This is a genomic window from Nitrospirota bacterium (assembly GCA_040755395.1).
Classification (GTDB): domain Bacteria; phylum Nitrospirota; class Nitrospiria; order Nitrospirales; family Nitrospiraceae; genus DATLZU01.
This window is the reverse complement of sequence record JBFMAX010000001.1, coordinates 124,302-137,039: the sequence shown is the minus strand read 5'-3', so window position 1 is coordinate 137,039 and position 12,738 is coordinate 124,302. Positions and strand designations below refer to the sequence as shown.

12 protein-coding genes are annotated in these 12,738 nt (G+C 62.2%); 7 read left to right on the top strand and 5 right to left on the bottom strand.

Annotated elements, in window-relative coordinates:
- Positions 1 to 9: 9 nt before the first annotated feature.
- From mrdA to bfr (AB1555_00660), 7 genes are all read left to right on the top strand, one after another.
- Positions 10 to 1,878, top strand: a complete 1,869-nt coding sequence (gene mrdA / locus AB1555_00690; protein ID MEW6245211.1) for a penicillin-binding protein 2 — start codon at positions 10 to 12, stop codon at positions 1,876 to 1,878.
- Entirely contained in the window at positions 1,875 to 2,993 is a 1,119-nt protein-coding gene (rodA, locus tag AB1555_00685) for a rod shape-determining protein RodA (protein MEW6245210.1), read from the top strand. Before mrdA ends, rodA begins: the two co-directional genes overlap by 4 nt.
- A 10-nt stretch (positions 2,994 to 3,003) precedes the next feature.
- Positions 3,004 to 4,512 carry an Rne/Rng family ribonuclease gene (locus AB1555_00680; GenBank protein ID MEW6245209.1) on the top strand — a complete coding sequence of 503 codons (1,509 nt, stop codon included), beginning with the start codon at positions 3,004 to 3,006 and terminating at the stop codon, positions 4,510 to 4,512.
- A gap of 55 nt (positions 4,513 to 4,567) precedes the next feature.
- Positions 4,568 to 5,719: a DNA-processing protein DprA gene (dprA, locus tag AB1555_00675; protein ID MEW6245208.1), complete on the top strand. Its 1,152-nt coding sequence runs from the start codon at positions 4,568 to 4,570 to the stop codon at positions 5,717 to 5,719.
- A gap of 91 nt (positions 5,720 to 5,810) precedes the next feature.
- A complete protein-coding gene (gene topA, locus AB1555_00670; protein MEW6245207.1) occupies positions 5,811 to 8,147 on the top strand; it encodes a type I DNA topoisomerase in 2,337 nt (778 codons plus the stop codon).
- A 283-nt stretch (positions 8,148 to 8,430) separates the two neighbouring features.
- Complete coding sequence (gene bfr, locus AB1555_00665; protein MEW6245206.1) at positions 8,431 to 8,907, top strand: bacterioferritin; 477 nt, start codon at positions 8,431 to 8,433, stop codon at positions 8,905 to 8,907.
- 40 nt (positions 8,908 to 8,947) lie between these two features.
- The gene (bfr, locus tag AB1555_00660) at positions 8,948 to 9,427 is read left to right on the top strand and encodes a bacterioferritin (GenBank protein MEW6245205.1); all 480 of its coding nucleotides are present in this window, start codon (positions 8,948 to 8,950) and stop codon (positions 9,425 to 9,427) included.
- A 59-nt stretch (positions 9,428 to 9,486) separates the two neighbouring features.
- Here bfr (AB1555_00660) and AB1555_00655 read toward each other — a convergent pair whose 3' ends face one another.
- The 5 genes from AB1555_00655 to AB1555_00635 all read right to left on the bottom strand — a co-directional run bounded on the left by AB1555_00655 (position 9,487) and on the right by AB1555_00635 (position 12,625).
- Entirely contained in the window at positions 9,487 to 9,663 is a 177-nt protein-coding gene (locus AB1555_00655; protein ID MEW6245204.1) for a hypothetical protein, read from the bottom strand.
- Between the two features lie 16 nt (positions 9,664 to 9,679).
- A complete protein-coding gene (locus AB1555_00650; protein ID MEW6245203.1) occupies positions 9,680 to 9,856 on the bottom strand; it encodes a hypothetical protein in 177 nt (58 codons plus the stop codon).
- Positions 9,857 to 9,870: 14 nt separating this feature from the next.
- Positions 9,871 to 10,086: a hypothetical protein gene (locus AB1555_00645; protein ID MEW6245202.1), complete on the bottom strand. Its 216-nt coding sequence runs from the start codon at positions 10,084 to 10,086 to the stop codon at positions 9,871 to 9,873.
- A gap of 3 nt (positions 10,087 to 10,089) precedes the next feature.
- Positions 10,090 to 10,575, bottom strand: a complete 486-nt coding sequence (locus AB1555_00640; protein ID MEW6245201.1) for a redoxin domain-containing protein — start codon at positions 10,573 to 10,575, stop codon at positions 10,090 to 10,092.
- 265 nt (positions 10,576 to 10,840) lie between these two features.
- Positions 10,841 to 12,625: a hypothetical protein gene (locus AB1555_00635; protein ID MEW6245200.1), complete on the bottom strand. Its 1,785-nt coding sequence runs from the start codon at positions 12,623 to 12,625 to the stop codon at positions 10,841 to 10,843.
- Positions 12,626 to 12,738 lie beyond the last annotated feature (113 nt).

Below are 12,738 nucleotides of genomic sequence, written 5' to 3'. Positions count from 1 at the left end.
AACGAGAGCATGGCGTCCGTCGGATTTCAAGATGTCGAGCTGGGCGAGCTTCAGCGTCGGCTGACCGTTTTACGGATCGGCTTGCTGCTGGTGGTGGCCTTGCTGGCCTTTCGGCTCTGGCATTTGCAGATCCGCGAGGGATCCTATTATCGCGACCTGTCGGAAAACAACCGGACCCGCTCGGTGATTCTGGAGCCGGTGCGCGGGCAGATCTACGACCGGAACGGCGTGCTGCTGGCGAACAATGTGCCGAGTTTCACGCTCTATGTGACGCTGGAGGATGTGAAAGATCGCGAGGCGCTGATTCAGCAGCTCACCTCGCTCCTCGGGCTCGATCCGGATATGGTGCGCCGGAAACTGGCGACGAAGGGCGGGAAATTGCTTCCCCGCAAGATCAAGGACCGCCTGAGCCTGCGCGAGGCGGCCGTCATCGAAGCGCATCGTCTCGATCTGCCGGGCGTCATGATTCAGGTCGAATCGCAGCGCAACTATCCGGGCGGCGCGGTCGCTGCGCATCTCCTCGGATACGTGGGCGAGGTCTCGGCCGAACAGTTGGAGCGGTCCGAATTCGAGGAACTGCACCAGGGAAGCATGATCGGGCAGTACGGCGTTGAAAAGACGTTCGATCGTTTCCTCAGAGGAAAAGCGGGGCAGAAGAGCGTCGAAGTCGATGCCCTGGGCCATGAGAAGCGCAGCGACGTCGTGGAGAAGCCGGAGGCCGGCGACGATCTGTATCTCACGATCGATGTCCGGTTGCAGAGGCTGGCCGAAGACCTGCTGGGAGAAGAAGCCGGCGCCATCGTGGCGTTGGATCCGACCAACGGCGACGTCTTGGCCATGGCGAGCCGGCCGGCCTTCGATCCGAATGTCCTGTCGCGGGAGTTGACTCCCAAACAATGGGTGGAGATCGTCCAGGACGAAGGGCACCCGCTCAACAACCGGGCTACGCAAGGCCAGTATCCGCCCGGGTCGACCTTCAAGGTGATCATGGCGGCGGCGGCGCTGGAGACCAAGACGGTCAGTCCCTCGACCACCGTGCGATGCACCGGCGGCTATCAGTTCGGAAGGCGCCTCTATCGCGACTGGAAAGCCGGGGGACACGGCTTCATCGACCTGGAACAGGCGTTGGTCCATTCCTGCGACGTGTATTTCTACACGGTCGGACAGCGGATGGGCATCGACACCATCGCCGACTACGCCAAGCAATTTGGGTTGGGACAGCCCACCGGCATCGAGTTGCCGTCCGAACGTGTGGGGATCGTCCCGTCCACCAGTTGGAAGGAAAAAGTGAAAGGAGAGCCGTGGCTGCCGGGAGAAACCATCTCGGCCTCCATCGGCCAGGGCTATGTCACGGTCACGCCGCTCCAGATGGCCAGCGTGATCGGAACGATCGCCAACAACGGCGTGGCTTACCGGCCGCGGCTCGTCCAGGCGATCATGGACCGCGCCACCGGACGCCTGCAGGAGTTGCCGGCCGTCGCGCGTGGCAAGGTGGAGGTGAAACCGCAAACGCTGAAGCTGATTCAGGAAGGGCTGGCCGGGGTCGTGCGGGAAGGGACCGCGACCCGCGCCAAGTCCGTGCTCATCAGCATCGCCGGCAAAACCGGGACCGCGCAGACCGCCGCGCTCAGGACGGGACCGGAGAAGGATATTCCCAAGAAATTCCGCGACCACGCCTGGTTCGTGGCCTACGCGCCGGTCGAGAAGCCGCGCATCGCGGTCGCCGTCTTGGTGGAGCATATGGGGCACGGAGGGTCGGCGGCTGCGCCGTTGGCCAAAGAAATCATCGAGGCGCTCGTGAAATTGCCGCCAAAGGCCCCGGTTGTGGCGCAGGGGCCCGGTGTGCCGACCGCTTCGGCGCCAAGGGAGACGCGATGATCGACCGCGTGATCGACAACCGCGGGTTCGACAGCTTCGACTGGCGTTTTATCGGGCTCGTCCTGGCTATTTTGTTCCTGGGCGTTCTGTCGATTTACAGCGTGACCCACGCCCAGCAGGGCGGGACGCCGTTCTATCTGAAGCAACTCATGTGGATCGCGCTCGGCAGCGCGGCGTTCGTCGCGATGCTGACGGTGGACTATCACAAGATCGCACGGCTGGCGTACCCCCTCTACGCGATCATCCTGGTGCTGCTGGCCGTCGTGTTGGTCATAGGCAAGACCAGCCGGGGCGCGCAGCGATGGATTCCGATCGGCCCCTTTGCGTTTCAGCCCTCCGAGTTCGCCAAGTTGGTGCTGATCCTGGTGCTCGCGCATTACTATTCGAGCGCGCCGCGCATCGGATGGCTGCAACGCGTGGTTCTGCCCGGACTGATCATGCTTCCGGGCTTGTTGTTGATTTTGAAACAGCCGGATTTGGGCAGCGGACTGAGTTTTCTGGCGGTCTACGCCGCGATGCTGCTGATGGTCGGGATGCGGTCGCAGGCGATCGGGATCATTCTGTTGTTTTCGCTCATGCTCTTCCCCTTCGCCTGGGAACTGTTGTGGGGCTCGCTGCATGAGTATCAGCGACACCGGATCATGGCCTTCGTCGACCCGGAGTACGATCCGGGCGGCAAGGGCTATCACGGGCTCCAGTCCCGCATCGCGATCGGATCGGGGGAGTTGCTGGGCAAGGGGCTGTATGGAGGCACGCAAAGCCAGCTCAAGTTCCTGCCGGAGGGGCATACGGACTTCGTGTTCGCCGTGTTTGCGGAGGAATGGGGATTTCTCGGCGTCCTGCTGTTGCTGGCCCTCTTCGTCGGGCTGATCTGGCTCTCGCTGGAGATCGCCTCGCGCGCCAAGGACGTCCTCGGCGCGCTGCTGGCCGCCGGCGTCATCGCGATGCTGTGCTTTTGCGTCGTCGTCAACATCGGCATGACCGCCGGGATGTTCCCGATCGTCGGCATCCCCCTGCCCTTGATGAGTTACGGGGGAAGCGTCACAATAACGACGATGGCGGCCCTTGGTCTTCTATTGAATATCAAGCGTCGTCGGTTAACGTTGTTTTATTGAAGGAGTTCGTATGGGACAAGAGATCGCGATCAGCGTCGCGCGCGAAGAAACGCGCGTGGCGGTGCTCGATAACGGGCTGGTCACCGATCTGTACACCGATCGGGCCAAGGACAAGGATTTTGTCGGCAACATCTACAAGGGACGCGTCGCCAAGGTCTTGCCGGGCATGCAAGCGGCGTTCGTCGACATCGGGTTGGAAAAAGCGGCCTTCATGCATGTCTCGGACCTGTCGACCGATACGGAGCCCGGCGACACCCTGATGGACAGCGAGGACGACGACAGGGGGGCGGAACTGCCTCGGCCCCGTCGCCAGACCTTGAAGCCGATCGAACAGTTGCTGAGCGAGGGGCAGGAGCTGATGGTCCAAATCTCCAAAGGCCCCATCGGCACCAAGGGCCCGCGCGTCACCACCTACGTGTCCCTGCCGGGTCGGTATCTCGTGTTCATGCCGAACGTCGACCACATCGGGGTGTCGCGGCGGATTCCCCGCGACGAGGAGCGGGCGAGGCTGAAGGAGATCATGAAGCGGCTCCGGCGGCCCGGCTACGGGTACATCGTCCGGACCGTGAGCGAGGGGGTGAAAGAAGACGACCTGCGCTCGGACGTCGAATTTTTGCACGTTCTGTGGCAGGACATCCTGAAGAAGCGGGACCAACAGCCGGCTCCTTCTTTGCTGCACTCGGACCTCAGCCTGAGCTTCAGGGTGGTGCGCGATCTCTTCGGGAAGAAAGTCGAACGGCTGCTCATCGATTCGAAGGAGGAATATGACGCCATCCGGGATTTCGTGCAGCGATTCTCGCCGGAGCAGGTTTCGCGGATCCACTACTACGACAAGGAAGAGCGACTGTTCGACTACCTGGCCATCGAACAGGAGATCGCCCGCGCGCTCAGTCGGAAGGTGTGGCTCAAGTCCGGCGGGTATATCGTCATCGACCATACGGAAGCCATGACGGTCATCGATGTCAACACGGGACGCTTCGTCGGCAAACGCGATCAGGAAGAAACCATCCTCCGAAACAATTTGGAAGCCGTCAAGGAGATCGCGTACCAGATCAAGCTGCGGGGCATCGGCGGAATCATCATCATCGACTTCATTGATATGGAGCGGGAGAAAAACCGGGAGAAGGTCTACCAGGCCCTGGTCGACGCCATGGCTTCGGACAAGGCGCGCACGCGCATCTCCCGCATCTCGGACCTGGGACTCATCGAGCTGTCGCGCGAACGGGTTCGAGAAGATCTTCTGCGGGCGATGTCAGAGCCCTGTCGGTACTGCGAGGGGCGGGGGTATACGAAATCGCCCATGACCGTCGCCTACGAGATCTTCCGCGAGATCCGGCGGATCGGCAGCCTGGGCGATGGGCAGAAAGTCGTGGTCGGCGCGCATCCCGCGGTGGCGGAACTGCTCCAGGACGAGGAGCGGCAGGGCATCGAAGAACTGGAACGCCACTTCTCGGCCAAGATCATCGTGATGCCCGACGAGAAGCTGCACCTGGAGCAATACGATATCGTCGTGCTCTGATCTGTCCGACAGGGCCAGTCCGTCCCTCTGCTGCACACCTGAATCCGGTGACGCGATGACAAAGGCGCGGGAGCGACACGACGCGCGCGAACGGCAAGCGTTGCAAGCCTGGCTCACGTTGCGGGCCGTCAACGGGCTGGGCGAGGCGGCGCTGTTCCGGCTCGTGCAGACCTTCGGTTCGCCCCGAGCGGTCTTGACGGCGTCGGCCGGTGAATTGACCGGAGCGGGGTGCAGTCCCGCCTTGGCGCAGGCCATTCAACGGGGACCCGACGCGCAAGCCCGCGAACGCATCGACCGGGAGTTGGACGCGATCGTTCGCCTGAAGCTGTCCGTGGTCACGTGCCTCGATGAGGCATATCCGGTTCGTCTCAGGATGATTCCGGATCCGCCGCCGGTGCTGTATGTCGCCGGACGACTGGAGCCGTCCGACCAGTATGCGGTGGCGATCGTCGGAGCGCGGCGCGCGAGTCACGCCGGGCGGGTCTTGGCGGAGGAGTTGAGCCGGGACCTGGCGGCGTCCGGCTTTACGATCGTCAGCGGGCTTGCGCGAGGGATCGATGCGGCTGCGCATCGGGGTGCGTTGGCCGCCGGCGGACGGACGGTGGCGGTACTGGGGTGCGGCGTGGACCGCACCTATCCGCCCGAACACGACACGCTGCGCGAACAGATCGAAGCCCACGGCGCCGTGCTGTCCGAATTGCCGCCGGGTTCGCCGCCGCACAGCTACCACTTTCCCCGGCGCAACCGGATCATCAGCGGGTTGTGTTTGGGGGTCGTGGTTGCGGAAGCGGCGATCGAGAGCGGATCGCTCATCACGGCGAGGTTGGCCGCCGATCAGGGCCGCGAGGTGTTCGCCGTGCCCGGGTTCGCGAAGGCGGAAAATAGCCGCGGGCCGAACGGACTGATCAAGCAAGGCGCCAAACTGGTCGAATGCGCGCAGGACGTGATCGACGAGCTCCTGCCGCAGGTCGATGACGCCTTCAAGCGGCGCGTGAACGCGCGGGCGTCCGAGGCGCGCGAACCATCGTCCCGCTTGAGCGGAGACGAGGCGAAGGTTTATGATGCGCTCTCCTATGAGCCGCGGCACTTAGATGACGTGGTCGTGAAAACCGGTCTCTCCCCTTCGGAGGTCGCCGCGCTCCTTCTGGCGTTGGAGCTGAAGCAGCGCGTCCGCCAACTGCCCGGGCATTCCTACCTTCGGTTATAATTGAACCGGTCGAGAGATGAGCATGCCGTCACGATCTGATATAGTTGGAGACGATCGCGGAATGACCGTTTTTTAAGGAGCGGGAGCGTAGATGGCGAAATCATTGATCATTGTTGAGTCGCCGGCGAAGGCCCGGACGATCACGAAGTACTTGGGTCGCGGGTACACCGTCATGGCTTCCGTCGGCCATGTCAAAGACCTTCCGACCAGCAAACTCGGCGTCGACGTCGAACGTGATTTCGAGCCTCAGTACGTCACGATCAAGGGCAAAGCCAAAGTGCTCGCTGAGATCAAGAAGAAAGCGCAGGAGGCCGACAAGGTGTTTCTCGCGCCGGACCCTGACCGCGAAGGCGAGGCGATCGCCTGGCATATCGCCCAGGAAATCAACGGCAAGGGGAAGAAGAAAAACGGGAAAATCTACCGGGTCCTCTTCAATGAGATCACGGAATCGGCCATCAAACGCGCGTTGCAGTCGCCGGGGCAGATCGACATGAAATTGGTGCATGCGCAGCAAGCGCGGCGCGTCCTGGATCGAATCGTCGGCTATCAGGGCAGCCAGTTGCTGTGGAAGAAAGTCCGCCGCGGCTTGAGCATGGGGCGGGTCCAATCGGTCGCGGTGAAATTGATCTGCGACCGGGAAAAGGAGCGGGAAGCGTTCCGTCCCGAGGAGTATTGGTCCATCACGGCCACGCTGGCCGGCAGCCAACCTCCTCCGTTCGAGGCCAAGCTGCACAGCATCAACGAGCAGGAAGCTTCCATCCCGTCCGGTGAACACGCCCGGCGGATCGTGGAGGACGTGCAGGGGAAAGAGTTCGTCGTCCGATCCATCGAGCGAAAGGAGAAGCGGCGCAATCCCGTCGCACCGTTCATCACCAGCCGGCTCCAGCAGGAAGCGGCCCGCAAGCTGCACTTCACGCCGAAGAAAACCATGACCCTGGCTCAACAACTGTACGAGGGCGTGGACATCGGCGACGAAGGGCCGACCGGATTGATCACCTATATGCGGACGGACTCGACCCGGATCTCCAACGAAGCGATGGAAGAAGCCAGGCGCCTGATCCGGGAACGGTTCGGCGAGGAGTTTCTGCCGGCGACGCCCAACGTCTACAAAACCCAGAAGGCCGCGCAGGAGGCGCACGAAGCGATCAGGCCGACCTCGGTCGCGCGCGATCCGGAATCCGTCCGGTCGTACCTGGAGCCCGATCTCTACAACTTGTACAAGCTCATCTGGAATCGGTTCGTCGCGTCGCAGATGGTGCCGGCCGTACTCGATGTCACACGGGTGGATTGCGCGCCGATCGGCACAAGAGATCGCTACATCTTTCGGGCGACCGGGACGGTCGTCAAATTTCCGGGCCATACGGCCGTCTACATGGAAGGCAAGGACGCGGACGCCCTCAACGGGAATCAGAAGGCCGCGTCCGACGCCGAGGATGAGGCCGAGCGTCAACTTCCGGTTCTGAGCGAGGGGGAGCGCCTCCGTCTGGTCGCTCAAGACGGGCAGAGCGTGCCGGGGATTACGCCGAAGCAGCATTTCACCCAGCCGCCTCCGCGCTACAACGAGGCGCTGCTGATTCGCGAGCTGGAAGAGAAAGGCATCGGCCGCCCGTCCACGTATGCGAGCATCATTTCCACCATTCAGGAGCGGAAGTACGTGGAAAAGGTCGACGGCCGATTCGTCCCTACGGAAACGGGCAAAACGGTGAATGAGTTTCTCCTCAAAGGCTTCCCCGACCTCATCAACGTCGACTTCACGTCGCAAATGGAGCAGGAGTTGGATCAGGTCGAGGAAGGCGACAAGCCGTGGGTCGCCGCGGTCAGGGACTTTTACGGGCCCTTTACGAAGGACATGGAAAAGGCGCGGCACATTCCGGGCCCCAAGGACACCGTTCATCCGCCGACCGACATCCCGTGCGAAAAGTGCGGCCGCATGATGGAGATCAAGTGGGGCCGGAACGGAAAGTTTCTGGCGTGTCCCGGGTACAAGGAGGACCCGCCCTGCAAGAACACTCAGAACTTCGAGAAGTTGTCCGACGGCACCATCAAAGTCGTGCCGAAAGAAGAGATCACCACCGGAGAAACCTGCGAGAAGTGCGGCAGTCCGATGGTGGTCAAGACCGGCCGCTTCGGGAAGTTCCTCGCCTGCTCCGCCTACCCGGCCTGCAAGACCACCAAGCCGATCGCGTTGGGAGTCAAGTGCCCGACGCCGGGTTGCGGCGGCGATCTGGTGCAGAAGCGGACGCGAAAGGGCCGGTCGTTCTACTCCTGCAGCCGCTATCCGCAGTGTGAATTCGCGTTGTGGGATCGCCCGGTGAATAAATCCTGTCCGACCTGCAAAGCGCCCTTCCTCGTCGAGAAAGTCAGCAAACAGGCCGGCCGAACCGTCCAGTGCCGCAATGAAGATTGCGGCTATCGGGAAGCCGGATAACGATAAGAAGCCCCCCAGCCGCCTCTCCGCCGCATCTCTCTCTTCAACTTTCTTTTCGGTCTGCATCGTCCGGCTTACCGAGGCGGCGCAACGCAAAAAGAGAATGAAACGCGATTTCATCGAAGATGAGAATGGTAGTCAATTATACGTATATCTCCTGTTGACGAAGACGCGAAGAGGAAGGATAATGATTGGTAATGAACGGCGTGTGCGCCGCCGCGCAGAACTCCATAGGCATTCATTCGGCAATCTACCTTAACCCCCTGGACCGGAGGAGGTTAGCATGAAAGCGAAGGAAGGCGTCATCAATCTGCTCAACAAGATCCTTACCGCGGACTTGACGGCCATCAATCAGTATTTTGTCCATGCCAAGATGTGCGAGAACTGGGGCTACGAGCGCCTCCATCATCACGTCCGCAAGCGGGCGTTCGACGAAATGAAGGACGCGGAAGAGCTGATCGAGCACATTCTGTATCTGGAAGGCGTGCCCAACATGCAGCGGCTGGGCACGGTGCACGTCGGCGAAACCGTTCCCGAGCAGTTCAAGGCGGATCTGAAGGCCGAGCAGGAGATGTTGGCCATCTTGAGCGAAGGCGTGATCCATTGCACCAAGGTCGGGGACTTCACCACGCGCCACATGCTGGAAGACATGGTGAAGGACGTTGACGAGCATATCGATTGGATCGAGACCCAGCAGGAGTTGATCGAGCAAGTCGGCTTGGAAAATTATTTGAGCGAGCAGATCCACAAAGAGGAATAGGCCGTAAAGCCGTACAACTTCTTCGGCAGGGAGGCGAGCCATGAAAGCGAAAGAAGGTGTTGTCGACTTCCTGAACAAGGTGGTCACCATGGAGCTGACGGCGGTCCACCAATACCTCCTGCACGCCTCGCTGTGCGAGAACTGGGGGTATCACCGCTTACAGCATGAGTTTCGCGAATTGGCCACTGAAGAGATGAGCCATGTGTCCAAGGTGCTCGATCATATCCTGTATCTCGAGGGCACCCCGGACATGCAGAAACTGGGGACCGTCAGCAGCGGCCGCGGCGTCCCGGACCTGTTTCAGGCGGACTTGCGGTTCGAACAGGACGACGTGAAACTCCTGCGCGACGCCATCGCGCATTGCGCGAAGGTCGGGGACTTCACCACGAGGCACAAGCTCGAGGACATGGTCGTTGAGACCGAGGAGCATGTTGACTGGTTCGAGACCCAGCTCAGGGCCATCAAGCAGGTTGGACTCGAAAATTACCTGTCCGAACAGATCAAGAAGGAAGGGTCATAAAGCCATTTCGAGTCGCGTCCGGCGGGGGAGAGACGGTTCGTCTCTCCCCCATTTGTTCTTTAGGGCAGCGGCGGAAGGCTCACGGATGCCGTAGGAAGAGGCGACGTGGACATGATCGTCCACAGCCACAGACCGGCGGTCGCCATAACCACCATTCCCAGCGAGGCAAGCAGGCTGATCAGGACCATCCGGTCATCGGGTCTCAGCGGAAGCCGGTCTTTGAGTATGCGCCACATTCCCTGCGGCCTTTCCTCAGAATCCTTTCTCCGTCGCAGTGATACGCGCGGCGGCTTCTCTTCTTGAGGCGACCCTCAATTCGACCGCCAGCGCGAAACCGGTGATGGCGTAGCCGCAGCTTGCACAGGCCCAAAACGCCCCGGTGGGGACCAGGCTGTGTTGGCGGCAACGCGGGCATTCGCGAATGTTCATCAGACGTTCCTCCCTTAATGGCAGACCGTCTCGTGTCCGGGCGGCGACGGAACGAGCTGATCGCGTTGGATCCGTCGAAATTGATCGACCAACTGAGTCACGGCTTCCCCGAACGTGAGAAACTCTTCCGGCTCGAAATGCAGAGTGATCGGCCCGTAGGTCACATGGAGCCGACCGCATCCGCAGACATTCAGCGTCGCCCGCCCGGTGCTTCTCAAACCCTTCTGCATCGTTCACCTCCTTCCAAACGAATGCCTCAGAGCCGGCGCCTGTCGGTGTTGGAACAGGCGCAGGATTTCCGTGACCGCGCTCAGGCCTCGGCCGGTCAGATCGTGTACCAAATGGAAACGGAGCAGACCGTCCGGATCAATCAAGAAAGTCCGGCACCGGGTCAGAGTCTGGTCCTGGACGAGGCCGTAGGCGCGGTGAAGGCGGCGCAAGGGGTCGACCAGGAGGGGCGCCCGCAACGCGCCGAGCCTGCCGAGCCATGGCCGCCGCAATGCACGATCTTCAGGCGCGACGGCGAGAAAATCGGCCCCGTAGCAGGTGAAAGCGGCGCCTTGACGGTCCACGATGGTCGCCTCGACCAGGCTCAGCCTCGGCAAGCAGCACAGGACCACCCAGCGGCCGTGCATTCCGGCGGAATCCAGATACGTCAACGCTCCGTCCCGTAACGCCGGCACTCGGAACCGAGGAGCGCGTTGGCCGATGAGCAACATGGACTGTCCTCCCTCATCCCACGTTGTCGCGCCGCGCACGGCGCCTCTCCCCCGATTCGGCGGGAACCGGAATCGTTGGAGCGCGACGGCGCTGATGAACCGGCGTACGCAAGTCCGGCAACACCGAAGGTCTACCGGACGGAGCCTCGCCGCAGTTGATGCATCGCCATGCGCCCGTGCGCGCGTAGAAGTCTAAAGACCGTTCGATCACCAGCAGGCCTCGGCATTTCGGACAGGTCATCGCGATCCCTCCTGTATTCCCGTCTCAGGGCTTTGCAACGCGATCGATGGCGGAAACCGGTCGGGTCAGGACCGAAATCGCCTGATTGATCCCGGCTTCGAGCCAGCGGGTCAGCGCGGGATGCACGAGCCCCTTGTCGTTCAGCACGTACTCCAACCCGTCGAACAGCTTCCGGTACGGTCCCGCCCCATAGAGCCGGTCGGCGATCACGAGCACCCGTCCGGTTTTCGCGTGGGCTTCGATCAGGCTCCTGATGTCGCCGACGGCGCGCTCCCGAAGCGCCGGCCAGTCCTCGCGGACCGTGGCCGCCTCAATCGCTCTCAGCTTGGCGCAGTGGGGATCGCGCTTCAGCCGCTCGATGTTGGCCTGCATGACCGAGAGCCAGTGCGCGTTGTCCTCATCGCGCTTGTCGCCGTGCGCGACGAGGATCACGGTCTCCTGCGACGGGTCGCGACTGACTTCCTGAATCCGCTCGTGGAGCGCCTCGGCGATGCCCGGGTCTTCCTCGTATCCGCCGAACGTGGCGAAGAGCGCCGCGCTTCGAATTTGCGCCGGAGGGGTCGTTTCCCGATCGTGTCCACTGTGTCGGCCCTCGGGCTCCGGTGAATCGGAGAGGCCGAGCAGGTATTCGATGCGGTGTTTCAGATGGTGAGCGAGGGCGTACATGCGCACGAACACGATGCGCCGGCTCCCTTGCCGCTCCAATCGCTCGACGGCCTGCTGAATCACGGCAGGATCGCCCATCCCATAGGCCATCTGGATCCGGTAACGGGGGCGCAGCGGCGCGATCGCGCGCTCCACGGCGTCGTTCCACGGTTGGGTGGCGCCGTGCGGCATGATCACGACGCCGATTTCTGCCGGAGACGCCGGCAGAAAGGCGTTGGCGGTCTTCTTCAGCCACAGCAGCACGTTGGGGTGGGGCAGGAGTTCTTCCGCGACATAGGCGATGTTCCAGTCGCGCAGCTTGTCGCCGAACCAGTGCGTCAGCGCCATCGTCTGATCAAATTTCGGGCCGATCGTAGCCAGGACCAGCAGCGTCCGTCCCTTCTTGGCGGCGGTTTCGACAATCACCTGATCCGCCGCCTTGTTGTTCCGTTCGGCGTCCGGTGCGGAGCGGTCGTAGTAGAGGACGGCCCTGGTTTCTCGAAAACGGAGGTACTGCGTAATGTAGGCCAGGTACCGTTCCAGGTCGCGGCGCATGGCCGCCTCTCCGGCTTCGTCGGTCGCGCCGAATCCGACCAGCAGGAGCCGTTCATGCTCCGGGTCACGGCTCGCTGCCATCGCGCGATCCAACAGGATTTGGCGGATGAGGTGACTCGAGACCATCGGCTCGGCCCACCGAATGGTTCCGGTTCGTGCATAGGCGGGCAGATGGGCCACGACCTTCTGCAAAACGGGGTCCGAGGCGGAGACAAAGAGCGGAATCGCCACGATCTCCGTCGCGCCGCCGCGCTCAAGGTCGGCCAGCGCCCGGCTGAGATAGTCGGAGTATTCGCTCCCCATCCCGTTGTAATCCCGCCCGACCCAGGCCAGCGCCGCCGGCGCATAGTGTTGCGCGAACTCGTCGAACACAGCGCGGATTTCCTGGTTGCCTAAAAATCCTCGGTCAGGGGCGACGACGAGAAAGCCGACCGTCGATCCGGCCGCCGCCGGCTCGGGTGTCGGCGCGAATGTGAACAGGAGCAGCGCCGCAAGCACGGCGAGTAGCCGGGCTGGTAGGGCCGCCGCCGGCCATCCTGTGATCCTCTTGTTCCTGAGACACATTCGCACCGGCAACTCCGGTAGCTCAGGCAGTTGTTGAGATTGCATTTCAATATCAATATATCTCGACGCGGAAGCGTTGACCATGTTCATTTTCCAGATTGCCGGAAGCGCCGTCCGGCGGCCACATGAGAGGCCGTACAGCCGGGGGGCGCTCAGCC

What these genes read in the sequence shown, in the direction of transcription:
- mrdA (MEW6245211.1), top strand. Translation starts at nt 10, where the DNA reads ATGGCGTCCGTCGGATTTCAAGATGTCGAGCTGGGCGAGCTTCAGCGT.
- rodA (MEW6245210.1), top strand. Translation starts at nt 1,875, where the DNA reads ATGATCGACCGCGTGATCGACAACCGCGGGTTCGACAGCTTCGACTGG.
- AB1555_00680 (MEW6245209.1), top strand. Translation starts at nt 3,004, where the DNA reads ATGGGACAAGAGATCGCGATCAGCGTCGCGCGCGAAGAAACGCGCGTG.
- dprA (MEW6245208.1), top strand. Translation starts at nt 4,568, where the DNA reads ATGACAAAGGCGCGGGAGCGACACGACGCGCGCGAACGGCAAGCGTTG.
- topA (MEW6245207.1), top strand. Translation starts at nt 5,811, where the DNA reads ATGGCGAAATCATTGATCATTGTTGAGTCGCCGGCGAAGGCCCGGACG.
- bfr (MEW6245206.1), top strand. Translation starts at nt 8,431, where the DNA reads ATGAAAGCGAAGGAAGGCGTCATCAATCTGCTCAACAAGATCCTTACC.
- bfr (MEW6245205.1), top strand. Translation starts at nt 8,948, where the DNA reads ATGAAAGCGAAAGAAGGTGTTGTCGACTTCCTGAACAAGGTGGTCACC.
- AB1555_00655 (MEW6245204.1), bottom strand. Translation starts at nt 9,663, where the DNA reads ATGTGGCGCATACTCAAAGACCGGCTTCCGCTGAGACCCGATGACCGG.
- AB1555_00650 (MEW6245203.1), bottom strand. Translation starts at nt 9,856, where the DNA reads ATGAACATTCGCGAATGCCCGCGTTGCCGCCAACACAGCCTGGTCCCC.
- AB1555_00645 (MEW6245202.1), bottom strand. Translation starts at nt 10,086, where the DNA reads ATGCAGAAGGGTTTGAGAAGCACCGGGCGGGCGACGCTGAATGTCTGC.
- AB1555_00640 (MEW6245201.1), bottom strand. Translation starts at nt 10,575, where the DNA reads ATGTTGCTCATCGGCCAACGCGCTCCTCGGTTCCGAGTGCCGGCGTTA.
- AB1555_00635 (MEW6245200.1), bottom strand. Translation starts at nt 12,625, where the DNA reads ATGCAATCTCAACAACTGCCTGAGCTACCGGAGTTGCCGGTGCGAATG.